Origin of the sequence: Pectobacterium punjabense (assembly GCF_012427845.1) — a bacterium.
Classification (GTDB): Bacteria; Pseudomonadota; Gammaproteobacteria; order Enterobacterales; family Enterobacteriaceae; genus Pectobacterium; species Pectobacterium punjabense.
Map to the genome: position 1 here is coordinate 2529468 of NZ_CP038498.1, position 26056 is coordinate 2555523.

The following is a 26056-nucleotide window of genomic DNA, read 5'->3' on the forward strand; positions in this document are numbered from 1 at the left end:
AAGCATCTCCTGTAGCGGATGAGGTTATCATTTTGATATCAGTACGTTGCGTCGGGCAGGCTGAGGCGTTAACGCGGGCTGCAAAGCCAGAAACACCTCGCTGGACTCCCCCGGTGCCAGCGTTGTTTTCGGCCATACGGCCACCGCTAGCGTGCGGCTACTGGCGCAGGCGGCTTCATCAAAACGCTGTGGCTGCGTTCCACCATTACGCACCACCCCGACACTCAGACGTACCTGCCCGTTGCCATACCATTGATAGCGAGAACTGTCATAGATCAGACCCGACTGCGAGCGGCACACGTCACCCAATCGTGTACCTTTGTCCTCGACCTGAAACCCTGCGGGAAGCTGGCGGCTGGCAAGGTCGCGAAACGCGCCTTCAATCAGGCTATAGAGATCCGTTTTGCCGTTGCGCTGCGCCACGCGGTTCATGGCACCGTTCAGTTGCTGGCGATTGGCGGAGGATACATAGCGAGTAGGATCGGTTTGATCGCCGACAAGATGCGGCGTAAGAATGAACAGGCGTTCACGGCGCGAGACTTCATGGCGCGTCGAGGTAAACAGTTTCCCCAGCAGCGGGATATCTCCAAGGATCGGAATGCGGCGATCGCGATCGCCACTTTCCTCAACGTGAAAACCACCCAATACCAGCGCTCTGTTTTCACCAATCAGCGCCTGCGTACTGACAGTTCCTCGCTTCACGCCAGAGGCTTCCCCCTCACGCCCCGTCTCAACCTGACCGTCTTCGATATCGATAACCAGTTGGATGCTGCGCTGCGCCCCTTCACCGACCACCCGCGGCGTCACTTGCAGGCTGGTGCCCGCCGTCACGGGTTGAATATCCGCGACACGTTCGCCCGTCGCCGTGATGAACGCCGTTCGGCTGAAGTCGACAATCGCGGGCTGATTTTCCAGCGTCAATACAGAAGGGTTGGCGACGATGGAGGCCGTTCCCTCTCCCTCTAATGCCTGAATATCAGCAAAAAAGCGTTTGAAATCGCTGACAAATAGCGTGCTTCTCCCTATCATCATGGTACTGCCCGCACTCACATTGCCGAGCTGCGCCTGCCAGTTCGCTTCCAGCCGCGACAGCGCGGTACGATCCACGTCCAAAATAATGGCATCAATGTTGACCAGATTTTGCGGTACGTCGATATGGTCAACGAGCTGCTGATACTCTGCCCGACGTTTTTCATCATCCCTAATCAACAACGCGTTATTGCGTACATCGGCAGAAATTTTACCGCTTAGTGCCATACGCCCGCCCTCCCCAGCGTTGCGTTTCGGACTATTGCGGGTTGCCAACTGCGTCATCAGCGAACGGGTACTATCCCGCATGGCTTCCATCCCCGTATCCGGCTGAACCGGCACAGGACCGGATGCCCCTGCGGGTGCCGTTCGCTGGCCATCCATTAGCTCATTGAGGATCGTGGCGACGCCCGGAATCGTCACCTTCTGATCGCGGTATTGCAGTGACCGATCGGATACTGAGGCATAGCGCAGCGGAAAAATCATCACCTTACGCCGCTCGTCCTGCTTTTCCCGCTGTTGGCTAAAATTGCGGATGAGATCGATATACGCCTGCGGCCCCGTAACCAGCACTACGCCCTCTTCGGGTAACTCTCCCCAGCCGAAGCGCGAATCGAGCAGTCCGATACCGCTGAGCGCCTGTTTGATATCGGGCGCGGCATCCGGGGAGATTTCCAGCCGCACCGATGCTTGTTCATCCTGCGGGCTGACATACAGCGCATTGTTATACACGAACCACTGAAAACGGTGCTCCAGCGCGAGCCTGTCGAGAAACAGCGCAGGATTATCCGCGCGGATTTTTGCCGTCACCTCATTGTCCGCAATATTCCCCAGCACCAAATCCACACCGTGGCTATTGGCGAAATCCGTCAGAATCGCCGATAGCGGTGTTTGTTCAGCAGAATACGCATACGCTCCCTTATTCCAGTCGGCTGGCGTAGCGGCGTGCGCCAGCGACATCATCCCGTTCACGGGGATCATCCCGATCAGCACTACCGCCCAGCAAAACCAGCGATAGAACATCAGTAAAACGCGATACGATCCATTACGCATCAATCCCTTACGCATGTCGTTCTCCTTGCAAAAAAGCCAGCGTGCTCAGATTAAGTGGGGCGGGAACGGGTGCTTTTGTGTGCCGCGTAAGCAGGCTCAACCAGACATCCCGTTGATTAAGTAAGGTTTCCAGACTGCGACACAGCTGCATGACGTCATCGGCATCGGGTCGCATCCATAGCCAAAACTGCTCATCCTGTGGTGAGAGCGAAAGCACGGCAGTCTCCTCCTGAAACTGTGCGTGGGCGGCATCGGCCAACTGGAGTGCGCGCACCAGCAGAGACTCATCCGGCAAGGTAGGCAGCGGAATGGCAGCGCTGCACGCTACGCCCGACGACTGCCGCACCACCGCCACCGCGCCGCCATCAATCGCCAACTTCAACATCGATGTTCCGCTGTTTAACCAGCGTTCCAGCATCGCGGCTAACTCAGTTGAAGTCATTGATGATGGCCTTTGCCAAACCGTGTTTAACGCTCAACAGTTGCCCGACCGCCCAACTGGCATTGGAATAATCCATACTGGCTTCAAAAAAGGCGTAGCTATCCGCCTGGCTGGCACCGCCTTCCGCAACATTCAGCGCAATATCATCCAACTGTTGCTGCGAATCGACCAAATGCGCGTCAAGGCGACGCTGAATGGGGTTAAGGGACATAGCACTCTCTCCTCATAAGGTATTTTCCTCACAAAACAGGTTTCGATCGTTAACCTAATATTTGGGTCATTGACCTGATAGTGAGTGGTTAACCCCAGCGTGCAGTTCCCACAGCAAACGAGGATTTCACCTGACGGCGGAAGGCTCAGGAGGAATGAGCTGCTGTGTTGCCTGCCGCCAGCTCAGTGACATCACACCATGCGCCGTCATCAGTTTCATCGCATCGCTATCCAGCGCTTCATCGCCGGCAAGACGCCACTCCAGATGCGCATGCACATCCAGCCAGTTCCGCACATCGGTAAGCTGGGCGGGATGGCAGTACAGCGTTCCCCGACTCTCACCCTGCTGCTGTTTCAATAACTGGCGCAGTAAGGCGTAGTGGCGCGACGGTGCTGGTGTTTTATCCAGTAACTGCGCCAGCGCATCGCGCAGCAACTGTCCAGCTTGCGTAATCATGATTTTCTCCAGGTGCATGCGATCTTGCTGAATGCCTTGCAACAGCGCATTTGCCTGCTGCCAAAATTCCGCTTCAGCCTGTTCTACCGCCTGCTCGCAGAGCGTTCGCGCACGTTCGTGCGCCTGTGCCACAATCGTATCGGCCTGCACCGTGGCTGCTTCCCAGAGCGTCCGGCTACGCCGATGCGCCACGACCCGCGCCGCGGGAATAATCACCGTTTCATCCCGACTTGCACCGGGTAATGTCACAAACGTCTTCGTCGTCAGCATGCGTCGTCCTTAGCAACGTGAATAGATATGGGAGGGTTATGCAGGTACAGAGGCTTTCCAGATAAGCGCCTCACACAGCGCATTTAGTCTGGCTGCGGGTAATGACATCGGCGGCGCGCTGCGATGATCTTCCCCATCGCGCGCCCAATCCCGTGGAAACAGCAGCCGCAAACGCGGCCAGCACGCCTCACCATAGCGAATACGCAGTAACAGCAACGCGTCCTGATAGGACACCGACGGCGAAGCAGGAAATGTCACTGGTGCCGGTAGCCACAACCCCGGCCGCAACGCTTTTGCCAGCCGCTCACACCATATACCCTCTGCGTCAGCGCAATCCGGGGTACGTGTGGGCTGGCAAACCCGTGTCATCAGGCGCAATACCGTTTCCCGCTGCGCCGTATCCAGCGCGCCGATCTGCATCAGTGAGGTAAGCGGTTCCGGCGGCAGCACCACAGGCAGAGAAAAATAGCGATGAAGCTGCACGGTATTCACATGCAGCCAATTACGACGCGGTGGCACATCGGGTAACGTCACCTTATCACTCCACCAACTGGGATCAGCCTGTAACAGGCAGTCCTCCACCCACCAGGTCAGCCACGCCAGCGGTGTGATATCACCCGACTCGTGCCTCCCACTTCGCGCTTGTGTTGTCATTGTGACGACGGCACCTCCGCTTTCTTCTGCTGCCACCGTCGCAGGTAAGGCATGCCTACGCGCCAGCCTAATAGGCCGGCCAGCATCAGACCAAACAGCGCTGCGCTCCACTGCCAGCGCTTCATCTCATCCGGTGTGAGCGTGAAGGGTCCCAGCGTGACAACCGGAATGATGTCCTGATACGGCTCTGCCGGAACAAAGACGATAGCCAGTTCTTTATCATCCTTACCCGACAGGCCGGGAATGCTGCTGGCAACCATACGACGGATACGTGGCTCCATCCCATCAGGTTCCAGCTCGGCGCGGTATTTGATAAATACGGCGGCCGAAGCGGGCTGGACGGGCTCGCCGGGTGCGATACGCTCCGGCAACACCACATGCACCCGCGCCACCAGCACGCCATCAATCTGCGCCAGCGTCGCTTCTACCTCTTGTGATAGGGCGTAGATATAACGGGCACGCTCTTCCAACGGTGTTGAGATCACCCCACTTTTCTGGAAAACCGCCCCCAGATTGGTGCGCGATTGTTTCGGTAACCCGGCGGCATTGAGAATATTGACTGCGCGCTCCATATTTTTTGCATCAATCACCAGCGTCACACCGGTTTTGTCTACCCGTTTCTCCGCACCGATCTGATAGCGACCAAGCATCGAAATCGCCTCGTTGGCATCATTTTCCGACAGCCCGCGATTCAGCTCAATCGGCTCGCCGCAGCCAGCCAATAGCCCGATTAGCAGAAGAAGGACTCGCTTATCGATTTTCATAGGCCGCTACTGTAAGTTGGTGAGTTTTTCCAGACTTTGCACACTTTTCGCCACCAGTTTGGCGCTCAGCAGGCTTTCCAGATAGAACGACGACAACGTTCGGGTCGCATCCAGTACGTCCTTAGGATTATTGGAGCGCATCGACTGGCTGATGTCGCGTTCGGCAGATTTGAATACGCCGTTCAGCCCCTGCGATTTTTCCGCCAGCGCACCCAACCACTGGCTGTTGCCGCGTTCTGCCGTCATCGGTGTCGACGACAGCGCCGCGCTAAACCAGGAAACGTCCTGATCATTGGCGGAAAAGGACGTGCTGCTATCTGCCAGCGGTGCCTCCCCCGACGGGGACAGCGCACTGGCATGGTTGATTTTCATGATATGGATTCCATCGCAGACAGGATAAAATAAAGCCGGAGCATGGCTCCGGCTCGTTGACTCACAATCAGAACTGGATGGCTTTAGCCGCTTTCTGTCCAGAGTTCAGTGACTTGGAAGCAGAGTCCATCTGACCATCCAGAATGGAGTTTTCGGTATCTATCGCCATTTTCTGTGCCTGAGCGCCTGCGGCGCGCGTTAGAGAACCGGCCATCGCGGTATCCAAAGTCTGAGATGCCGCCTGAGATGCAATCTGGGAAAGTCCAAAGCTCATATATATCTCCAAATAGTATGAATGTTTACGGTAGTGAACTGTCATGCTGTACACACAGTCATCTTGTTCATTCATTAAGTAGAGATCGGGCGGAGTGAGTTCCCGCAGAAAAGTAATTCTTTCTGAAATCAGGTTAAGGGGAAGAACTAGCCTGTTTTTATCAATCTTTCCTGCCGTTAGCTGTGGAGAGTTTTCCTTTAAAATAATCATGACGGTGATGACTTCTGCTTAAAGGTCACTCGTTGTTTATGATGTGCAGGAGCGTTACGCCATACCACTTATAAAAATTAATGGCGGATAAACGCTATATCGTTGGCAAGGATGCGATAGTTGAACCCATGCCGCATTCTTTCCGTCACGCAGCCGGATGATCGCTATGCTCGCCTTAACTACCAACACCGGATTATGGTTCAGACTTGTTTTTGTTTCGTTTGGCAGCGCATTGCTGGCTCTGTTTATTGGGCAAGGAGTTCTCGCCAGGCTAGAGCAAACGCAGCTACTGCGCTATAGCCAGGACGTGCTTAAGCAGGGAGCCGCTGTCGCGAATGAAGGCAGAGAAACCATCAACCGTGTGCTGACGCTGAATAACGCGCCCTGTTCCAACGCCGATCTGAAAGAGTTACGCCTGCTCTCTTTTTATTCTGTCTATCTGCGCGATATCGGGCGAATCAAGAACAACTACCTCATCTGTTCTGCGGGCTGGGGTATTCTCAACCCACCGATTTATCTGCTACCGCCGAACCTGACAACGCCCGACGGCGTGCAACTGTGGACCGCAATGAAAGACGTGGTTGACCCACGTATTACCGCAGATATGGCAAGCCTCAACGATGTCGTCACCGTCACCGCCGCCGCCGCATTTCGCCGTTTTATCCAACCGCCAGCCGGATACAGCGCCGCGCTAACAACCCGTAATTTGGGCCATATCTATCAAATGTTTGGCGACATCGACCTGTCGACGTTCAAACAGGCACAGCAGGCGAATAATGCGTGGTTAACCATGGGAAAACGTCAGACGTTTTCCTGTGAGTCAAACCGAGATATCTGCGTACTGGCTCAGTTAGATTCCGCGGGAATCCTGTATCGTCCCTGGTATATCATCGCCGCGTTGTTTTTTGTCGGGGCGCTCATCGGTGCCAGTTTTACCCTGTCCTATCAGCTCTACTACGATCGGCACCAGACCCTACCATCGCAGCTAAAACGTGCGATCAAACATCAACGGTTTCAGGTTCATTATCAACCGCTCATCAGCTTGCCGCAGCGGGCTATTATTGGCGTAGAAGCGCTGGCACGATGGAAAAACGAACGCGGCGACAACGTATCACCGGAATATTTTATCAATATTGCGGAAGAGATGGGCTATCTCGCGGAGCTCACCCGCATCATTACGCGTCAGGCATTGCGCGATATGCAGCCTTACCTCACACGGGAAACGCCTTTTCTGCTCAGTATTAATCTGTCGGTAATCGATATTGTGTCGCCAGACTATCACCGCTTCTTGCAGCAGATGTGCGACGAAATGGGGATAGACAGAGCACGTATTATGTTAGAACTGACTGAACGTTCGAGTACGTCTCATCAAACGCTGGCGACTGGCCTTCAGGCATTACAGCATGCGGGCTATAAGGTCGCGCTTGATGATTTCGGTACGGGGTATTCCAATCTGGATTATCTGAGCCACTTATCATTCGATATGATTAAGATCGACAAGGTTTTCGTCAGCGCCATCGGTACGGACTCGGTTAATGCTGCCATGGCAGACCTGCTCTTCACCCTGATCAAAAAACTGGATGTCTGCGTGATTATCGAAGGCGTCGAAACACGGGAACAGGCCGCCTATATTCTGGAACAGTGTCCTTCCGCCATTATACAAGGGTGGTATTTCGGTAAAGCGGTCGCGTTGCACGATCTGCCGGATAGCCTCCACTATCAGTGCCCGCCGATCGAAAAAACGTAATCTCGCCATTGGCCCACCGTCATCATTCGCGGTGAGCCAGTTTTTAAACAGCCACTATCAGGCCATTATGTCTGACAGGGTTCCCCACCCCCTGCACACGCCTCTCGCGCCATCACATTCAACACTTTCAGACGATGGTAGAGCGTACGTTTTGGAATACCCAACTCCACAATCACATCGTCAATACAGTGGCCATGACGGCGCAGCGCATCCTGAATCAGAAATTTTTCAATCCGCTTTAAACGATCTTTCAGTTGCAAAGGACGGGGATGCAGCAGCGGCTGAACTTCCGCCAGGGGCGACAGCCCCAGAGCCCAGCGATCCGCTGCCGCTTTCAGCTCGCGGATATTGCCCGGCCAGCTATGGGTCAGCAGTTGTTCGTAAATTTCCGCCGTCATTGGCGGCAATGTCATTCTCAGGCGTACCGCCGCTTCCTGACTAAAACGCTGGAACAATGGCAAGATGAGATCGCTGCGGGAACGCAGCGTCGGCAGCTGAATCTTTACCGTATCCAGACGGAAATAGAGATCGCGTCGAAAGAGCCCCTTTTCTACCAATTGCAGCAGCGGCGTTTGCGTCGCCACAATCACGCGCATATCCACCGGCGTAAACTGCGTACTCCCCAGCCGTTTGACGCCGCGGCTTTCCAGCACGCGTAGCATCTTGGCTTGCAATGTCATGGGCATGCTGTCGATTTCATCCAGAAACAGGATTCCCTTATCCGCGCTTTCCAGATAGCCGGCGCGGGAGCGGCTAGCGCCGGTATACGCCCCTGATACCACGCCAAACAGTTCGCTCTCAGCCAAATTTTCCGGCACGGCGGCACAGTTCACCGCCACCAGAGGGCCACTGCATTGGGAAAGTCGATGAATCCGATTCGCCAGCGTATCTTTCCCGGTCCCGGTCTCGCCTTCAAGTACGATGTCGACATTGAGAGGAGCAATAACATTGACGATAGGCAACAGCGATGAGTGAATATCATCCGTTGCGTGTGAAGTATATTCTGATGATGAGGGAGCACATTCTACTGCTGGCCTTGCTAATGATGAATAGCGCTGTCTGTCCTGACGGTAATGATTATTCATTGACGACTCCTGGGCCCAAACGGGCTAACTGACGGCCTTCCATAACATGAGGGTTACCACTGTGCACCCAAGGTACTTCTCCGTGCGGCGCACACCGATTCATCACCGGTGGAACGACCACAAGCATTACCGTCATTGAATAATGAAACTATCAGGCATCGCTGAACATCAGGTAGGAATTACAGAGAGGTTTGTAGGGAAATACCTACAAAAAAGTCACTAAAATAAGTAAAAACAGCCTATTAATTTTTATAACAATGAGCAGGAAAACGAAAAGACGACGTTAAGAATGCGTAAGCCTCAATAAAGGGATTCCACCATTGTTGAATCCCTTTTATCTATTCTCGTTTTCACCACAGGTTCCCAATACTAGGGAATGAGCTTTTTGCTAAAGACATACTTCACGATCTCCACATTGGTACTGAACTGCATTTTTTCCATCAGGCGGGCTTTATGGGTACTGACCGTTTTATTGCTGATAGCCAGTTCATTGGCAATCGTGTTAATACCCATACCCTGCGCAAACATAATCATGATTTGATGCTCTCTCGCTGTCAGAACATCGTGTTCGACTCTGCCACCTTCCGTGTAATTGGAAAACACCAGTTGCTCAGCAATCGTGTGGTCGATATAGCGAGCCCCCTGCGCCACGCGTCGGATCGCCGATAACAGCGCTTCTGGGTCTTTGTCTTTGGTAATGTAGCCTCTGGCGCCGCTCTTTAGCGCATGCTGCGCAATTTGCGCCTCGCTGTACATACTGAGAACCAGAATCGGTAAACGTGGGTATTGTGCTACCACGCGAGCAATCAGTGCTTCACCGCTAATTCCCGGCATAGACATATCCAACAGCAGCACATCAATGGCTACGTTGCGTAGCTGTGTCAGTACCTGTGCGCCATTTCCCGCTTCAGCCACCACACTCAGCGAATCATCCAGCGCAAAAATTTGTTTAAGCCCTTCACGCATGATGACGTGATCGTCCGCGATCATGAGACGTATTTTTTTGCCCATCGCTCATTTCTTCCTTTTGTTGTTATTGTCTCGCTATCCGCGGATATAGCCATTTTTAGGAAATGCTAACTGTACCTGTGTGCCTTTGCCGGGGGCGCTTTCAATGATAACTTCCCCTCCCAGCATACGACCCCGCTCCTTCATACTCATCAGTCCGAAGGCGTTTTTATTTTTTGCGTTCGCATCAAACCCTTTGCCGTTGTCCTTAATCCGCAACACGATGCTGTCATGCTGGTTATCCAACGTCACGATCACCTGTGTCGCGGCGGCGTAACGCGCCACGTTAGTCAGCGATTCCTGCGCAACGCGAAATGCTGCCGTGGTACTTTCGTCATCAAGTGCCAACGCGTCCCCCAGCGTCCGTAGCAGACAGGTGGCGCTGTAGTGGCGATTAAATTCATCGCACAACCATTCCAGCGCAGGCGTAAGTCCCATGTTCAATACGTTTGGCCGGAGCCGCGTCGAAACATTACGCACCACCTGAATCGTTTGGTCAGCCAGTTGCATCAGCTTTTGTAAATGCCCCTGCATCTCTGGATTATCCTTGGCAAAGCACATGCGCATCAGCGACAGGCTCATACGAATCGTGGTCAGGTGTTGCCCTAGTTCATCGTGAATTTCCTGAGCGATATGCTTACGCTCTTCCTCACGTGAAATCTCACGCTGACGTGCCAACAAGCGCAATTGCATATGGGAATCGGCCAGTTTCTTCTCCGCATAGCGAATAGCGGTAATGTCACGTCCCACCGTTAAAATGGAAACCAGCGCACCACACTGATCGAACTCCGGCACGCAGCGAATATGATGAATACTCGGATGGCACTGATCGCCTTTGCCCAACTGTTCCATCACTTCACCTTCCGCACTGCTGCGGGTATCAACAACCTGCTGCACCAGTTGTTCCATACGGATTGCGCACCCTGCTCCAGGCATCAACTCCGTAATCATCCGACCCCGAAGCTGCTCTACGGTAAATTCCAAATGTTTCAAGCTGGCGGGATTGGCATACAGGCAATGCAGGCCGGGATCGAAGCGAATAATCAAATCCGGTGAATTTTCTACCAGCGCCCGAAACTCCTGATCGCGTGCGTAGGCCAACTGTTCAATATGTTTACGTTCCCTGATATCTCTGACTACACACATGCTGTAGCTACGTCCTTTATGTTGGAAATGCGTTAGATTGACCTCAACCGGAATAGTCATGCCGTAACGGGTGAGGTGCCGGGTTTCAAAGGTGGTTCCCATGCCAGAGTCATACGCCTGCAACCAATCGGGCGAACGGTGCTCAGCGGCCCAGCTCGGATCGATATCGGCCACGCTCAGATGCATAAATTCCGCAATGCTATAGCCCAGCGTCTGACTGGCCGCTTCATTGACATAACAAAAGCACTGATCTTCATTGACGATATAAATGGCATCCTTAATACGGCTGAATGCAAAGTCCACCAGCTCCAGCTCGGGGGCTTTAGCGTGCTCATCGGAACGAAAAGGTTGGGTAAATATCATTGCCATCTCCTTGTTTGAATTAAGACCGTCGCACAGGCACCCGCCGTGCAGGTGCCTCGATACGGCGTCTCAACATTCCAGAAGATGGACAGGAAACCCTGCAACGGCTAAATGCGACCTGATATCACTGCGTGTAACCTATGTTTTGAGGGGTAACCGCCACCTTGAATCAGGCGGTCACCCCAGCAGTCAGTGAAAAACAGCGGGTGCAGGCGCATCCTTTCGTCCCGTGGAGTCGCGTCAGGATTCCACGGCCTGACGGATCACACCTCGGGCGCGAGACAGCCGTGACCGCACCGTGCCAATCGGAATCCCCATCTGCAACGCAAGATCCTGATAACTGGCATCGGTATCCAGCAGTTGCGTCAACATCTGACGGGTGTCCTCAGGCAGTGTGACGATAGCGTCCATCGCGCGTTTCAGTGCTCGCTGGCTTTCGGTAATGGTGCCGGGATCGAGCTCTATCGCGATATGTTCCAGCATCTCATCGCCCATTTCCTGAGCGCGCTGCCGTGCCTGCTTGAAATAGTTACGCACCAGATTGAGGGCAATACCGAACACCCACGTCTCCGGCCGCGATGCTCCCGCAAATTTATCCTGATGTTTGAGCACTTCCAGATAGGTCATTTGCTGTAAATCCTCCACGTCATCACGGTTGCTGACACGCTTGCGGATAAAGTTATGCAATTTCTTTCCGTGTTGACGAAACACCAGTTCCCAATCGACAGCGAGCGCCGGGTAAAGCGAAGGGGTCTGTTCGATGTGTTTCAGGGTAGACATGTCCATTTGCTGACTCTCCGTTGTTATGCCCTATTGGCAAAAACGGAAGAGCAAGCCTTGTGCCAGCCCGGAATGATTTTTATCACACTGATTTTTAATCAGTTATTTTTTAATTTTCTTTTTATCACGCCACTTATTGCCAACGCCAGCAGCGTGAAATTGCAAGTTATTGCAATCAGTAAAACGGCATTTCATTCAATCCGCCATCAAATTCAGCCTGCTCCGATGACTTCATGCCGGGGAACCCATCCTTCTCTGCGTCCACACAGCAATACATTCATTTCACTGCACGGTCACACCACGACACGTAGCCGACTTATTCAGGATGACACCATGATCAAAATACCGACCGTCCTTCCCTCTAGCAGCGCTCTACCGCAACCGGTCGTTGTGGATGACGATCCCGTGCCACAGACTGCGGTGCAGCAGGCAAGCCCACTGCATGCTTCACCCGGATCTCCGCTTTCTACGTCGATGGAAGAAGTCGCCATGGCGTTTGGTGAGCAGGCCGAGCGGAGAAGTAAGTCGTTAAATCGGCGGCAGATTGCCCAACAGCCGGATGCTCGCGTCACCGCAAATGTCGAACGGATTGAGAAACTGACAGAACTGTTCCGTATGTTGGAAAATCCGTCACAGAGTACGCTCGACCAGCAGTTGAGCCGCATGCGCGATCTGTTGACGCGACAAGGCTCACCGTCTCTTGAAGCCGTGCTGGAGGCCGCAGGCAACGATCCGGCGCGCGGCGATATCTTGCTGCGCCACATTCGGCAACAGTCAGCACAACAGCCTGAATTGGCAACGGCGGCTGCCAATGCGCTACAGCAGTTGCATCAGGAAAAAGGACCAGAAGTCCGGGCGGGTCTGAATACGGCAACGGCTATTGCGCTGTTCAGCACGCAGCCAGAGCAAAAACAGGCGATGCGCGAGCTGTACTATCAGAAAATCGTGCATCAGCAGTCAGCCAGCGCGCTATTGGATTCCCTGCTGGAACGCTTTGATGCCACGACGTTTTCCATAGGGCTACGCACGTTGCAGCGGGCACTCGCGGCAGATATTGCCTCATTGACGCCCTCTATTTCGAAAGCCGTACTCAGCAAAATGCTGAGTAATCTCAACGATTCCCGTCACCTGAGCCACACGCTGTCATCCAGCCAGACGCTACTCACGCGGTTGGCGAACAAAGTGCCTGCGTTTACGCTCGGCGCCGTGGAATTAACTCGCCGTTTGATTGGCTTAAGCACCAATGGTGCCTACGCTCGCGACCTGCATAATCTCGGTCGCGAAGTTGCGGGGACGCAGGTGCAGCATCAGGCCATATTTTTCAGCGCCCTGCTGCCGCTCGTCAGCGATCTGCCCCATCCGCTATGGCGAGACAGCAAAAACCGGCAAACGGCGATCCAGTTGATACGCGGCATGATTGGCGATATCGCCCAATACGAAAAACAGCAGGCGCAAAATGTGCAACGTGACGCCTCCCCCCACCAAAAGCAGGACGCACGCGAATCGGATAAGGGGCAGCCATGAATCTGTTGATTATCTGGCTAAACCGCATTGCACTAAGCGCGATGCAACGCTCGGAGGTCGTGGGGGCGGTTATCGTGATGTCTATCGTCTTCATGATGATCATTCCGCTGCCTACTGGGCTGATCGATGTGCTGATCGCCCTCAATATCTGTGTCTCTTCCCTGCTGATCGTGCTGGCGATGTACCTGCCCAAACCGCTGGCCTTCTCAACGTTTCCGGCCGTCCTGCTGCTGACCACTATGTTTCGGCTGGCGATCTCCATTTCCACGACACGTCAGATCCTGCTCCAGCAGGACGGTGGTCATATCGTGGAAGCCTTCGGTAACTACGTAGTGGGCGGAAATCTGGCCGTCGGGCTGGTCATCTTCCTGATTCTCACGGTGGTGAATTTTCTGGTGATCACCAAAGGCTCCGAGCGTGTAGCCGAGGTGGCGGCACGTTTCACGCTGGATGCGATGCCCGGTAAACAGATGTCCATCGACAGCGATCTGCGTGCCGGGCTGATTGAAGCCCATCAGGCACGACAGCGGCGGGAAAATTTGGCGAAAGAAAGTCAGCTATTCGGGGCAATGGACGGCGCGATGAAGTTCGTTAAAGGCGATGCGATTGCGTCGCTGGTTATCGTGTTCATCAACATGATCGGCGGCTTCGCCATCGGCGTGCTGCAACACAACATGGCGGCGTCCGATGCGATGCACGTCTATTCGGTATTGACCATCGGCGATGGGCTGATCGCCCAGATCCCCGCGCTGCTGATCTCACTGACGGCCGGGATGATCATCACCCGCGTCTCGGCCGACGGGCAAAAAGTGGATGCCAATATTGGTCGGGAAATCGCGGAACAGCTCACCAGCCAGCCCAAAGCATGGATCATCTCCTCCATCGGCATGTTTGGCTTTGCACTGCTGCCGGGGATGCCAACGCTGGTATTTGTCGCCATCAGTGTGTCCTCGCTCGGCAGCGGTCTGTTCCAGCTCTGGCGCATCAAACAGCAAGGTCAGTTGGATGCCAGCCAGTTGGAGGCGGATAACATACCTGCCGAACAGAACGGCTATCAGGATCTACGGCGCTTTAACCCCACGCGCGCTTACCTGCTGCTGTTTCATCCGGTCTGGCAAGGGCAACCAACGGCGACGGCGCTGGTGCAGAACATCCGTCGTCTGCGTAACCGGCTGGTCTACCGTTTTGGCTTTACGCTGCCGTCCTTTGATATCGAATTCAGCGATCGACTGGCGGAGGATGAGTTTCAGTTTTGCGTCTATGAAATTCCCTACGTTAAAGCCACGTTGGTTACCGACCAACTGGCGGTGGCCAATAACGCCATCGAACTCGCCGATGCGACGATCGCCACATCGGGTCACACGCTGCGCGATGAAAGCCAATGGCTATGGCTGCCGTTGGCGCATGTCGCGCAACAGCCTGACGATGTACCGCGCTGGACGGCGGATGAACTGATTCTGGCTCGCATGGAACAGGCCATTCACCGCACGGGTTCACAGTTTATCGGCTTGCAGGAAACCAAATCCATTCTGGCCTGGCTGGAGAGCGAGCAGCCGGAGTTAGCGCAGGAGCTTCAGCGCATCATGCCGCTTTCGCGTTTTGCCAGCGTGCTACAGCGGCTTGCCTCCGAGCGAGTACCGCTGCGCTCAGTGCGCCCTATCGCCGAAGCGCTGATTGAAGTCGGCCAGCACGAGCGGGATACGCTGGCGCTGACCGACTACGTGCGTCTGGCGCTCAAATCACAAATCTGCCACCAGTACAGCGATGAAAACAGCCTCGCCGTCTGGCTGCTGACGCCAGAAAGCGAAGAGTTACTGCGCGATGCACTGCGCCAAACGCAGAACGAAACCTTCTTCGCTCTGACACAGGACTATGCCTCAACGCTGCTCGGTCAGCTACGGCGGGCGTTTCCACCTTTCTCGTCACAACGCAGTCTGGTGCTGGTAGCACAGGATTTACGCAGCCCGCTGCGCACGTTGTTGCAGGACGAATTTCACCACGTCCCCGTGCTGTCCTTCACCGAACTGGAATCCACCCTGTCGATCAACGTCATCGGACGCCTTGATCTTTACGACTCTCCTGACCCCTTTAGCGCATAGGAAGACATCATGTTTGAATTACGCGTGCTGACTGGTTTACATCGCGGTGCGGCGCTGCCGCTGTGCGGAAATGCCTGGCGCATCGGTGCCGCCGATGATGCCGATCTCGTCCTCTACGATCCCGGCATTGCGCCTTATCACGGCCAACTGGAGAAGAGCGCTGACGGCTGGGCACTCAGTGCACTGGACGGCGCCTTGTGTAATACCGAAGGTCACGCTGTTGAGCACATTGACGCGCTGCCGCCCGGCACACCGTTTGCGCTGGGGCAGATTTGGCTCTGCATTGTGGCTGCCAATACCCCCTGGCTTGATGACAATCAAACGCCACCAACAGCGGAAGAGGATATCCCCGCCGCGAATATATCCACCGACGCGCCGCTGGCTCATACCACTGCGCCGACAACTATGTCGACACCTACGCCGCTACCCGCACCGCGCCTGCCGCTGTGGGCCAAAGCCAGCTACCTGCTGCTTGGCGCATTGCTGCTGGTGATGGTGGGCAGTTGGCAGCTACAGGAGAGCGTCGCGATGCCTGCCGCCCCGCCGCCGCAGGATACCCGCAAGCCGCTCGGCACGCTGCCACAGTTGGAAAGCACGCTACGTATGATGTTGCAGGAACGGGAACTGAGCGCGGCCGTAAAAGTGGCGGCGTATCAGGATCGCCTCACGCTCACCGGGCAATTAACACCGGACGATCAAAAAAAGCTGGAACGGATGCTCGCCCAACTCCACCAACGTTATAGAACCGCGCTATCGGTGGATAACCGGACACAGCTGAAAACGGAGCAACTGCCGTTTCAGATCGTTCAGGTGACCAGCGGGTCGCGTGCCAATGTCGTCACAGCGGATGGCCAGCGCTTTTTCATCGGCGATGAGGTCGACAACCTGCGTCTGGTGCGGATTGATGAGCACCAGATTGAATTCAGCGGCAGACAACAGATAACGGTGAATTGGTAATGCAGACACAACCTTCTTCTTTTCCGCTGCTCGATCGGTGGGTCGCCCAGCAGCGTCAGCACCTGGTGGGTTACGCGCCCGTGGAGAAAAAAGGCCGCGTCATGGCCGTCAGCGGTATTTTGCTGGAGTGCAACCTGCCGCAGGCACGTATTGGCGATCTGTGCTGGGTGGCGCGTCAGGATGATAGTCAGATGATGGCAGAAGTGGTGGGATTCAGCCCGGAGAATACCTTTCTCTCCGCGCTTGGGGCGCTGGACGGCATCGCACAGGGTGCCGCCGTAACGCCGCTGTATCAGCCACACCGCATTCAGGTGTCGGAACGCTTGCTGGGCAGCGTGCTGGACGGATTTGGGCGGGCATTGGAAGACGGCGGCGAGAGCGCCTTCGTTGAACCGGGTCAACCCACGGGACGCACACAGCCAGTACTGGGCGACGCGCCACCGCCAACATCCCGACCACGCATCAGCCAGCCGCTGCCTACCGGATTACGCGCCGTCGATGGCCTGTTAACCCTCGGCCAGGGTCAACGCGTCGGCATCTTCGCCGGTGCAGGCTGCGGTAAAACCACGCTGCTGGCGGAACTGGCGCGCAATACGCCGTGCGATGCCATCGTTTTCGGGCTGATTGGCGAACGAGGGCGTGAACTGCGCGAATTTCTCGATCACGAATTGGACGACGAGTTACGCCGCCGCACCGTGCTGGTGTGCTCGACCTCTGACCGCAGCAGCATGGAACGCGCCCGCGCAGCCTTCACCGCTACCGCTATCGCCGAAGCCTACCGCGCCGAAGGCCGTCAGGTGCTGCTGATTATTGATTCCCTGACGCGTTTTGCCCGCGCTCAGCGTGAAATCGGCCTCGCGCTTGGGGAACCGCAGGGACGCGGCGGGTTGCCGCCATCGGTCTATACGCTGCTGCCGCGTCTGGTCGAGCGCGCCGGACAAACGGAAGACGGTGCCATCACTGCGCTCTACTCCGTTTTGATCGAACAAGACTCCATGAACGATCCGGTCGCCGATGAAGTACGTTCGCTGATCGACGGGCATATCGTGCTCGCCCGACGTTTGGCGGAACAGGGGCATTATCCGGCTATCGACGTGCTCGCCAGCCTGAGTCGCACCATGAGTAACGTTGTGGATACCGATCACACCCGCAATGCGGGCGGCGTACGACGTCTGATGGCGGCGTACAAGCAGGTTGAGATGCTGATCCGCCTGGGGGAATACCAGCCCGGTCATGACGAGTTAACCGATTCCGCCGTCAACGCCCATTCCGAAATCACACAGTTTCTGCGCCAGTCGATGCGTGAACCGATGCCTTATGGCGTGATTCAACAACAGCTCGCCGGAGTCAGCCGCTATGCCCCATAACACCGAACGCGATGCCGAATTACAGAGCGTATTGAACCTATTAATGCCAATACGCCGCCAGCGCTTAAGCCGTAGCGAGCGTCAGCAGCGGCAGGAAGAACAGCAGCTTATCAGGATTGCAGAGCAGCAACGCCATCACCAGCAGCAGGTCGAGGCACTGCGACAGGCCAGCCACACGCAGCGCGACCAGTTTGCTCAGGAAACGCAGGGGCAACGTCAAACGTTGGAACACCTGAAGAAGCACCTTGCCGCCGAACAGCGTTTACTCGGCGAGATAGCGGCGGAAGTGCAGCAGGTGCAGGCCGCGCAGCAACAGCACGACGACCAGCAGCGTCAGGTTGATGACGCCCGACACACCACTCGCCAATGCCAGAAGGCGGTGGAGAAACTGGAATATCTGCTTACGTTACCTCAGGAGCACGTATGAATAACCGACAGATTGCGTCATCCGAATCGACGGCGACGCAGAACGCGCAGGCCGCACGGCACGGCACATCCTCGCGCGTAGACGATCAGCAACACATGGATTTTTGGGAAGCCTTCACGTTTTCGGACGGCTTCGAAGACGCGCTCTACCAAGAACCGCCTATCGCATTGCCATCGGGCAACGCCATCAACGCACCGATGCCGCTGCATAGCGAATCAGTTGACAACCCACAAAATGTGACACCGTCACCGTGGCGGCCGCTGCAATGCGAGTTAATTGAGGCAATGGACAACATTTGCGCCCCACCATTTGCCTTCAGCCTGCAACTGCCGCAGTTGGGTGACATCGATGCGCGCTTAGCCAATCTGGTGCCACGCGGCTGGGACATTTCTCTGCGCTTTAGCCGGGAAAGCTACCATCAGTTAAAAGATCGGCGTGAAGCCTGCTGTCGTTCGATCTCTACCGCGCTGGACTGCCCGATCAATCTGCGTTTTGACGCCAGAGAGGATGAGCGATGAGTTCAAATTCCCCACACATTCGACCGCTGACGCTGCCAACGATGCGCGTGCAGCACGCCCGCATCCGATCGACGCTGGCAGCAGGACTATGGCTACCTTTTATCCGCGATGGGGTTGCTGGTCGTCTGCACCTTCAACTGGCGCATCCGCGTGAGCTGATAGAGGAAACGTCTGCCGCACAGGCAAGCGGTTGGCGTAGCGATATCGGTAATTTCTCACTGACCGATCCGTTTCCGGTGCTCAGCCTGCTGTCCGACTGCCCGCTGCTGCCAGTGACAGAAGACGATGAGGCGGCACAGTGGTACTGGACGCTCTATAACCAGTCGCTCAACCCCGTACTGCGGGCGCTTGTGGGGGAAGTGTATCCAACGAGAACACCCCCGGAAGAACGAGATTCAGCAGAACAACATGACAACGATGACACGCGCTATGTCTGGCTTAGCGCCAGTTGGAACGGGATTGTCGTGCGAAGCCGGATGCAGGCCGCTGATGCCGTCTGGTTGGCATTGTTTTCCCACACCGACTGGCACCGTCAGTGCCAGGCGCTCCCCACAGCAATGGCTATCGCGATCCCGCTCACGCTGGCTGACGTCGTGCTGCCGTTTACGGCGCTACAACGGCTCCAGACCGGCGACATTGTCCTCCCTAACCGCCCGTGGGTTACGCCGTCCGGTGAGGGAACGCTGTCATTCGGCACACTGCGCCTGCACGGCATGCTACAGCTCACAGCAAACGTGCCCTACACCTTTACCGTTACCGACATGGAGACTGTCTCAATGCCCTCACCAGCTACCGACACGATGCTAACCGATGCCCACGTTGATATATCAGCGAGTGAATTCACACTATCACGTGACAACGTCACTGAAAATTTACCGCCGTTGCCGATTGTCTTACAACTTCGCTGCGGCAACCTGACGATGACGCTGGCGGAATTGCAACACCTTGCCCGCGGGAGCGTGCTGACGCTGCGCGACGTGGTGCCGGGGCAAGCCTGGCTGTATCACGGTGATATTGCGCTGGCGAGCGGCGATCTGGTCGATGTAGAAGGCCGACTGGGGATACAGATTACCCAACGCTTTTCCGCGCCAGCGCATAAGTTGCCAATGCAGGATGAAGACAACGCCGCCGCACAGGAGCTGGCACCATGACCGCCGGCGCATTCGATCCCTTGATGTTTGCGCTCTTTTTGGGCGCACTCTCCCTGATTCCGCTGATGATGATTGTCTGTACCTGCTTTCTGAAGATTGCGATTGTGTTGCTGATTACCCGCAACGCCATCGGGGTACAGCAGGTGCCGCCGAATATGGCGCTGTACGGTATCGCACTTGCGGCGACGCTGTTTGTCATGGCACCGGTGTTTCAGGACATCAGCAAACGCGTGCAGGAAAAGCCGCTGGATATGACCGACATCACGTCGTTTCAGGCCAGCGTGACCTACGGACTGGAACCGCTGCAAACCTTTATGTCGCGCAACATTGACCCGGATATTCTCACCCACCTGCATGAGAACAGCCTGCAAATGTGGCCCGCCTCGCTATCCGAGAAAGTGAATACACAAAACCTGCTGCTGGTGATCCCGGCGTTTGTGCTGTCGGAGCTACAGGCCGGGTTCAAAATCGGCTTCCTGATCTATATCCCGTTCATCGTCATCGACCTCATCGTCTCCAATGTGCTGTTGGCGCTGGGGATGCAGATGGTCGCACCGATGACGCTCTCGCTGCCGTTAAAGCTGCTGCTGTTCGTGCTGGTCAACGGCTGGACGCGACTGCTGGACGGCCTGTTCTACAGCTACCTGTGAGGCCACGATGGAAATAATCACGCTTTTCCGTCAGGCCATGGTGATGGTCGTGCTGCTCTCTGCGCCGCCGCTGCTGGTTGCGGTCACTGTCGGTGTGTTGATTTCGCTGCTACAGGCAGTGATGCAATTGCAGGATCAGACACTGCCCTTTGCCGTCAAACTGATCTCTGTCGGGCTGACGCTGGCGCTCTGCGGGCGCTGGGTGGGCGTAGAGCTGATGCAACTGGCGATTACCGCGTTCAACATGATTGCGCAGACTGGGGTATAAATCCGTATGATCGCCACCATTCAGCACGTTTACGACTTTATCATCGCCATTACGCTCGGCATCGCCCGGCTGTACCCGTGCTTTATTCTGGTGCCGGTTTTTTCACTCAACGTGTTGAAAGGCATGATGCGCAACGCCGTGGTGATTTCCCTGACGCTGCTGCCCGCCCCCATCGTGCAGCAGCAACTCCTGATGACGCCGCTGTCCTGGCCGATGCTCCCCGCGCTGTTGTTCAAAGAACTCATGGTGGGATTACTGATTGCGCTGATTCTGGCGATACCGTTCTGGCTGTTTGAGTCCGTCGGGGCGCTGTTCGATAACCAACGCGGCGCGTTGATGGGCGGTCAGCTCAACCCCGCGCTGGGCTCGGACGCCACGCCGCTCGGCCATCTACTGAAACAGACGCTGATTCTGCTGCTGATTATTGGCATCGGCCTAAAAGGGCTGACGCAGTTGATGTGGGACAGCTACCAAATCTGGCCGGTGCTGTCCTGGCTGCCTGCACCGAGTGAAAAAGGGTTTGAGGTGTATCTCAGCCTGCTGGCCGACACCTTCACCCATTTAGTGGTGTACGCCGGGCCGCTGGTGGCGCTACTGCTGCTGTTGGAATTCAGTATTGCATTGCTCAGCCTGTATAGCCCGCAGCTTCAGGTCTTCGTGCTGTCGATTCCAGCCAAGTGTCTGGTTGGGATGGCGTTTTTCATCATTTATTTGCCAGTGCTGCACTACTTAGGCGACCACAAACTTCAGGGGCTGCCGGATCTCAAACACCTGCTCCCACTGCTTTTTACCGCATCGAACAGCTAACAAGGCGGAATCGATGAGTGAAAAAACGGAACAACCCACCGAAAAGAAACTGGAAGACGCACGCCGCAAAGGAGAAGTCGGGCAAAGTCAGGATGTGCCCAAACTACTGATCTGCGTCGGCCTGTTGGAGTGTGTACTGGCACTGGCGGACAGCACAATGGGGAAACTGCAAGCGCTGGTACAACTGCCGCTGCAACGGCTTGGCACACCGTTTACCCAAGTGGCTAAAGAAGTGTTTCACGACGCGGCCGTGCTAGCGGGGACGCTCTGTCTGCTGGCTGCGGCACTTGCCGTACTGCTACGCATCGCGGGCGGTTGGCTCCAGTATGGCCCGCTGTTTGCGCCCGAAGCGCTGAAACTCGATCTCAATAGACTGAACCCGATCAATCAGTTCAAGCAGATGTTTTCCATGCGCAAACTGGTGGAAATGCTGACCAATATTCTCAAAGCGGTGGTGATCGGCGCGGTATTTTATAACGTGGTGGTGCCAGAGTTAGAGGCGCTGGTTGAATTGGCCTATGGCGATCTACACGGTTTCTGGCAAGGGGTTAAAGCGCTGCTGACGCGCATTGCCCGCACCACGCTGACGTCGCTGCTGGTGCTGTCCGCCATGGATTTCGGCCTGCAAAAATATTTCTTTCTCAAGCAGCAGCGCATGAGCCATGAGGATTTACGCAACGAGCACAAGGATTCCGAAGGCGATCCGCATATGAAAGGCCACCGCAAATCGCTGGCGCATGAAATGGCGAACGAGCCCGCTGCGCCACGTCCCAAAGCCAAGGTGGAAGACGCTGATATGCTGCTGGTCAACCCAACGCACTATGCGGTAGGACTCTACTATCGCCCCGGCAAAACGCCGCTGCCGCGCATTTTATTCAAAGGCGAGAATGAAACAGCGAGAGAACTCATCGCTCAGGCGCAAAAAGCAGACATTCCGGTGATTCGCTTCATCTGGCTGACTCGGACGCTGTATCGCACCACGCCGGAAGGCCATTATATTCCGCGCGAAACGCTTCAGGCGGTCGCGCAGGTGTATCGCGTCCTGCGCCAGCTCGAAGACGAGCAAAAACGCGACATTATCGAGATGGAGTGAAAACACCCCACCGGATAGCTAGGCGTCGGCGATCTGGCTTAGATAATACGCTTCCCCCAGCCGCAGTTCCGCCATCATGAAATCCAGAAAATCCTGCTGTTGTGGAGCATGGGTCTTGCCTGCCAGCGTTTGGACCTGAAGCGAACGCTGGTCGAGCTGCTTAATATTCAGCGGCTTCAAGCGCATCGGTTCCTGTAAACACTTATACATCACGGAATAGAAGCTACAGGCGGTAACCGCACCCGGCGTGCTCATCGCATAGTAATAGAGCGTAGTGAAGTTGTTGCAGCACAGCGTCGGCTCTAAAAAAGTGCCGTTCATGCGGCATGAGAGGTCAAACAGCTGTCGCAGCGTGGTAGACGATTCCGGCAGCGCCAGTGGGAAAGGATGCAGATCCGCCAGTTGGATAGCCTGCTGCGCCAGCGGATGTTCGTCCGACATCAGTAGCATCAGTGGCGCAGGCAGCGCCAGCTCGACATTCACGCCCTGTTCGGGTGCCAGCGCAAACTGGAGCGCGATATCCACTTCGCCGTTGCGGATCATTTGCGACACCTGCATCGCCGAATCCACCTTCAGCGCAAAGGTGGTATCCGGGTCATGCTGGCGAAAACGCGCAAACAAGGTTGGCAGCAGATCAAACGCCATCCCCTCCGTGCAACCAATACGTAATAGCGCCCGGCGACTGGCCTTCAGCCCCTGAATCTCCGCCACGGCGGCATCCATGTCCATCATGCTCTTACGCACATGGTTTTCCAGAATACGCCCGGCATCGTTTAACACCATGCCGCGCGCATGCCGCTCGAACAGCGGCACACCGATGCGTTCTTCCAGCCGCTGAATCTGGCGGCTGATGGCAGAAACGGCAACAAACAGGTGTTGACTAGCGGCGCTGAGCGAACCGGTGGTGGCAACCACCAAAAAATAACGGATCTCGGAGCTGTGCATGGCGTCGTTCCTTTCAGAAAGTGCTGAGGATTCGAAGGTTTATATTAAAAGCAAAGCTTAATTGCAATTTTTATTATTGTTGCAAAGCTCATTTTTTCTTTAAATATCGGTAACTTCGGCACATTATCCAGCAAGGAAAGGCATGACCAGCGCAGACCTTATTCGTATCGCCTGTGAACGTTTCGATCGCGGAGAATTTAAACAAACGTTAGCTCGGCGTATTGCTCACGCCAGCGAAAGCCAGAAAGCAGACAACCAGCCCGCGCTGAGCCGCTATCTGACGGATGAGATCCAGCCCGCATTGCAGGCGATGGGGTTCTGCATAAAACCCATTGCCTCGTCAGATGCGAGCCATCCCCCTTTCCTGCTGGCCGAACGCATTGAAGACCCCAGCCTGCCGACCATACTGTCTTACGGCCACGGCGACGTAGTTTTTGGTGACGAGGCTAACTGGCGCGATGGGCTCACCCCCTGGGAATTGATCGAAGAAGGCGATCGCTGGTACGGGCGCGGCTGTGCCGATAATAAAGGCCAGCACAGTATTAATCTGATGGCGCTAGAGCAGGTATTTCAGGCGCGCGGGCAGCGTCTGGGCTTCAACTGCAAATTGCTGTTCGAGATGGGCGAAGAAATTGGTTCGCCGGGGCTTGCCGACCTGTGCCAACAGCACAAGCAGGAACTGGCCGCCGATATTTTTATCGCTTCCGATGGGCCACGCCTTAATGCAGAACGTCCAACGCTGTTCCTTGGCTCTCGCGGCTGTGCCAATTTCCGTTTACGCATCAAATCACGCGAGCAGGCATACCATTCCGGTAACTGGGGCGGGCTGCTGAGCAATCCGGGTACACAGTTAGCGAACGCTGTGGCCAGTCTGGTCGACGGGCAAGGTCGAATGAAGATCGACGCCCTGCTTCCTCCGCCGCTGACGCCAGCGCTGCGCGACATTCTCAGCACGGTTGATCCCGCAGGTAGCGAAGGCGATCCAGCGATTGATGAAAACTGGGGGGCGGAGGGACTCACGCCTGCCGAGCGGCTATTTGGTTGGAACACGCTGGAAGTGCTGTCGTTCATTACCGGTAACCCACACAAGCCGGTGAACGCCATTCCCGCCGATGCCACCGCGATTTGCCAACTGCGCTTTGTGGTCGGCACCGACTGGCAGCATCTGGCGCAGCATGTACGTCAACACCTCGACCAGCATGGTTTTACCCAAGTAGACGTTGAGGTACTGAACACGTCTCCGGCGACACGGTTTAACCCCGAAGATCCGCTGGTAAACTGGACGCTGGCGCTGATGCAACAAATTAGCGGCAAGCAACCCGCGCTGTTGCCGAATCTGGGTGGTTCACTACCTAATGACGTCTTCGCCGACATCCTCGGCCTGCCGACGCTGTGGCTACCCCACTCCTATCCGGCATGCGGCCAGCACGCCGTTAACGAACACCTGTTGAAATCCGTCGCCCGCGAAGGATTAGCGATCATGACCGGCCTGTTCTGGGAGTTGGGAGAGCAAGGACATACGCTATTAGAAGCACACAGAGTGTACGTGCATCAGAAGTGATGTTTATAACCTGAGCACAATGCTTACACACGCGAAAGTGGCCGTATCAGACGGCCACTAAACGCAATAAAACAACCAGTTATCTTTCTTAACCGCATCATCAAAGAATAGCACTTAAGCCTTTTCTCTCGATGACCTCCAGTATTCGTAACGCCGCACCCGTTGGTGCGCTTACTCCACGTTCCCATTTCTGAACGCTGTTGGCCGACATATTAATGATGCCAGCCAGTTGGCTTTGACTAATTTTTTCACGCTCACGGATGGCCCGCACTCTGCTCGCGTCCATACTGGCGCGTGATTCCGTTTTTTGACTTTCCGCTACCAGGCGATTGATAGCGTCAAGATCGACGTCACTGGCCGTACCTGCGGCATGTTGACGCTGAATCATGCTCTGTATATTTAATAAGCGCTTATCAACCATTTATCACCTCAACAAGCTCTTTGTTTTTAAGGTCTGTTTCGAGATCGGCATCAGATTTATTTTTAAACACCGTTGCCGCAATTTTAAAAGCCGCCAATACATCATCGGGAATTTCTTTCCCACGCGTTGATACCGTGTTTTTTTCCCATCCTTCAAAGAAAAACACCTTACCTTCTCGATGGTAAGCCACTATTGTCCGGGCACCGCCACGTTTACCCATACTGGTAGCAACGCGCTTTTTATAAACACCACCACCGAGACCGCCTTTATCTGGATGATCAATAATGTCTGCCGCAATATCACGTAACTGTTGATCGGTTATGCCTGATTTTCTACGAGATTTATTGTAGTGACGCGCAACAAAAATCCTTTTTTGTCCCATAAAAGAATGCCCGATATTACTA

Annotated in this window: 28 protein-coding genes; 13 read left to right on the forward strand and 15 right to left on the reverse strand. The window is 55.3% G+C overall.

What is annotated here, in order from left to right; genetic code table 11:
- Positions 1–27 precede the first annotated feature (27 nt).
- From sctC to E2566_RS11445, 8 genes are all read right to left on the reverse strand, one after another.
- Entirely contained in the window at positions 28–2097 is a 2070-nt protein-coding gene (sctC, locus tag E2566_RS11410; protein ID WP_107169609.1) for a type III secretion system outer membrane ring subunit SctC, read from the reverse strand.
- The gene (locus E2566_RS11415) at positions 2090–2524 is read right to left on the reverse strand and encodes a type III secretion system chaperone (RefSeq protein ID WP_107169610.1); all 435 of its coding nucleotides are present in this window, start codon (positions 2522–2524) and stop codon (positions 2090–2092) included. The genes sctC and E2566_RS11415 overlap by 8 nt, the downstream gene beginning before the upstream one ends.
- Complete coding sequence (locus tag E2566_RS11420) at positions 2511–2735, reverse strand: type III secretion protein HrpF (RefSeq protein WP_009112566.1); 225 nt, start codon at positions 2733–2735, stop codon at positions 2511–2513. The genes E2566_RS11415 and E2566_RS11420 overlap by 14 nt, the downstream gene beginning before the upstream one ends.
- A gap of 126 nt (positions 2736–2861) precedes the next feature.
- A complete protein-coding gene (gene sctL, locus E2566_RS11425) occupies positions 2862–3461 on the reverse strand; it encodes a type III secretion system stator protein SctL (protein ID WP_107169611.1) in 600 nt (199 codons plus the stop codon).
- 36 nt (positions 3462–3497) lie between these two features.
- Positions 3498–4115 carry a type III secretion protein gene (locus tag E2566_RS11430; RefSeq protein WP_107169612.1) on the reverse strand — a complete coding sequence of 206 codons (618 nt, stop codon included), beginning with the start codon at positions 4113–4115 and terminating at the stop codon, positions 3498–3500.
- A complete protein-coding gene (sctJ, locus tag E2566_RS11435) occupies positions 4112–4879 on the reverse strand; it encodes a type III secretion system inner membrane ring lipoprotein SctJ (RefSeq protein ID WP_107169613.1) in 768 nt (255 codons plus the stop codon). The genes E2566_RS11430 and sctJ overlap by 4 nt, the downstream gene beginning before the upstream one ends.
- Before the next feature lie 6 nt (positions 4880–4885).
- Complete coding sequence (locus E2566_RS11440; protein ID WP_107169614.1) at positions 4886–5251, reverse strand: EscI/YscI/HrpB family type III secretion system inner rod protein; 366 nt, start codon at positions 5249–5251, stop codon at positions 4886–4888.
- Positions 5252–5318: 67 nt separating this feature from the next.
- The gene (locus E2566_RS11445) at positions 5319–5525 is read right to left on the reverse strand and encodes a type III secretion system major pilin HrpA (protein WP_014915546.1); all 207 of its coding nucleotides are present in this window, start codon (positions 5523–5525) and stop codon (positions 5319–5321) included.
- A 376-nt stretch (positions 5526–5901) separates the two neighbouring features.
- Here E2566_RS11445 and E2566_RS11450 point away from each other — a divergent pair, with 376 nt between their 5' ends.
- Positions 5902–7482, forward strand: a complete 1581-nt coding sequence (locus E2566_RS11450; RefSeq protein ID WP_107169615.1) for an EAL domain-containing protein — start codon at positions 5902–5904, stop codon at positions 7480–7482.
- A gap of 65 nt (positions 7483–7547) precedes the next feature.
- Here the strand turns inward: E2566_RS11450 and E2566_RS11455 are convergent, their stop codons facing one another.
- The 4 genes from E2566_RS11455 to E2566_RS11470 all read right to left on the reverse strand — a co-directional run bounded on the left by E2566_RS11455 (position 7548) and on the right by E2566_RS11470 (position 11870).
- Positions 7548–8567: a sigma 54-interacting transcriptional regulator gene (locus tag E2566_RS11455; protein ID WP_107169616.1), complete on the reverse strand. Its 1020-nt coding sequence runs from the start codon at positions 8565–8567 to the stop codon at positions 7548–7550.
- A 369-nt stretch (positions 8568–8936) separates the two neighbouring features.
- Entirely contained in the window at positions 8937–9578 is a 642-nt protein-coding gene (locus E2566_RS11460) for a response regulator transcription factor (protein WP_107169617.1), read from the reverse strand.
- 33 nt (positions 9579–9611) lie between these two features.
- Positions 9612–11084 (reverse strand): PAS domain-containing sensor histidine kinase, encoded by a 1473-nt coding sequence (locus E2566_RS11465; protein ID WP_107169618.1) that lies wholly within the window; start codon positions 11082–11084, stop codon positions 9612–9614.
- 240 nt (positions 11085–11324) lie between these two features.
- Entirely contained in the window at positions 11325–11870 is a 546-nt protein-coding gene (locus tag E2566_RS11470; protein WP_107169619.1) for an RNA polymerase sigma factor, read from the reverse strand.
- Positions 11871–12197: 327 nt separating this feature from the next.
- Here E2566_RS11470 and sctW point away from each other — a divergent pair, with 327 nt between their 5' ends.
- From sctW to sctU, 11 genes are read left to right on the forward strand one after another with little or no spacing between them, the layout of a single operon-like run.
- The gene (sctW, locus tag E2566_RS11475; RefSeq protein ID WP_107169691.1) at positions 12198–13388 is read left to right on the forward strand and encodes a type III secretion system gatekeeper subunit SctW; all 1191 of its coding nucleotides are present in this window, start codon (positions 12198–12200) and stop codon (positions 13386–13388) included.
- Positions 13385–15487, forward strand: a complete 2103-nt coding sequence (gene sctV / locus E2566_RS11480) for a type III secretion system export apparatus subunit SctV (protein ID WP_107169620.1) — start codon at positions 13385–13387, stop codon at positions 15485–15487. Before sctW ends, sctV begins: the two co-directional genes overlap by 4 nt.
- A gap of 9 nt (positions 15488–15496) precedes the next feature.
- The gene (locus E2566_RS11485; protein WP_107169621.1) at positions 15497–16444 is read left to right on the forward strand and encodes an FHA domain-containing protein; all 948 of its coding nucleotides are present in this window, start codon (positions 15497–15499) and stop codon (positions 16442–16444) included.
- Positions 16444–17811 carry a type III secretion system ATPase SctN gene (sctN, locus tag E2566_RS11490; RefSeq protein ID WP_107169622.1) on the forward strand — a complete coding sequence of 456 codons (1368 nt, stop codon included), beginning with the start codon at positions 16444–16446 and terminating at the stop codon, positions 17809–17811. Before E2566_RS11485 ends, sctN begins: the two co-directional genes overlap by 1 nt.
- Positions 17801–18238 carry a type III secretion protein gene (locus E2566_RS11495; protein ID WP_107169623.1) on the forward strand — a complete coding sequence of 146 codons (438 nt, stop codon included), beginning with the start codon at positions 17801–17803 and terminating at the stop codon, positions 18236–18238. The genes sctN and E2566_RS11495 overlap by 11 nt, the downstream gene beginning before the upstream one ends.
- On the forward strand, positions 18235–18756 hold the full coding sequence (locus tag E2566_RS11500) for a type III secretion system HrpP C-terminal domain-containing protein (protein WP_107169624.1): 522 nt from the start codon (positions 18235–18237) through the stop codon (positions 18754–18756). Before E2566_RS11495 ends, E2566_RS11500 begins: the two co-directional genes overlap by 4 nt.
- A complete protein-coding gene (sctQ, locus tag E2566_RS11505) occupies positions 18753–19907 on the forward strand; it encodes a type III secretion system cytoplasmic ring protein SctQ (protein ID WP_107169625.1) in 1155 nt (384 codons plus the stop codon). The genes E2566_RS11500 and sctQ overlap by 4 nt, the downstream gene beginning before the upstream one ends.
- The gene (sctR, locus tag E2566_RS11510; RefSeq protein WP_107169626.1) at positions 19904–20557 is read left to right on the forward strand and encodes a type III secretion system export apparatus subunit SctR; all 654 of its coding nucleotides are present in this window, start codon (positions 19904–19906) and stop codon (positions 20555–20557) included. The genes sctQ and sctR overlap by 4 nt, the downstream gene beginning before the upstream one ends.
- A gap of 7 nt (positions 20558–20564) precedes the next feature.
- Positions 20565–20825, forward strand: a complete 261-nt coding sequence (gene sctS, locus E2566_RS11515) for a type III secretion system export apparatus subunit SctS (protein ID WP_107169627.1) — start codon at positions 20565–20567, stop codon at positions 20823–20825.
- Positions 20826–20831: 6 nt separating this feature from the next.
- On the forward strand, positions 20832–21632 hold the full coding sequence (gene sctT / locus E2566_RS11520; protein ID WP_107169628.1) for a type III secretion system export apparatus subunit SctT: 801 nt from the start codon (positions 20832–20834) through the stop codon (positions 21630–21632).
- Between the two features lie 13 nt (positions 21633–21645).
- Positions 21646–22725 carry a type III secretion system export apparatus subunit SctU gene (gene sctU, locus E2566_RS11525; protein WP_107169629.1) on the forward strand — a complete coding sequence of 360 codons (1080 nt, stop codon included), beginning with the start codon at positions 21646–21648 and terminating at the stop codon, positions 22723–22725.
- Positions 22726–22743: 18 nt separating this feature from the next.
- Here sctU and E2566_RS11530 read toward each other — a convergent pair whose 3' ends face one another.
- Positions 22744–23670, reverse strand: a complete 927-nt coding sequence (locus E2566_RS11530) for a LysR family transcriptional regulator (protein WP_107169630.1) — start codon at positions 23668–23670, stop codon at positions 22744–22746.
- Between the two features lie 142 nt (positions 23671–23812).
- Here E2566_RS11530 and E2566_RS11535 point away from each other — a divergent pair, with 142 nt between their 5' ends.
- Positions 23813–25231: a M20 family metallopeptidase gene (locus tag E2566_RS11535; RefSeq protein ID WP_107169631.1), complete on the forward strand. Its 1419-nt coding sequence runs from the start codon at positions 23813–23815 to the stop codon at positions 25229–25231.
- A gap of 100 nt (positions 25232–25331) precedes the next feature.
- Here the strand turns inward: E2566_RS11535 and E2566_RS11540 are convergent, their stop codons facing one another.
- Complete coding sequence (locus E2566_RS11540) at positions 25332–25652, reverse strand: helix-turn-helix domain-containing protein (protein ID WP_039358997.1); 321 nt, start codon at positions 25650–25652, stop codon at positions 25332–25334.
- A complete protein-coding gene (locus E2566_RS11545; RefSeq protein WP_107169632.1) occupies positions 25645–26034 on the reverse strand; it encodes a type II toxin-antitoxin system RelE/ParE family toxin in 390 nt (129 codons plus the stop codon). The genes E2566_RS11540 and E2566_RS11545 overlap by 8 nt, the downstream gene beginning before the upstream one ends.
- Positions 26035–26056 lie beyond the last annotated feature (22 nt).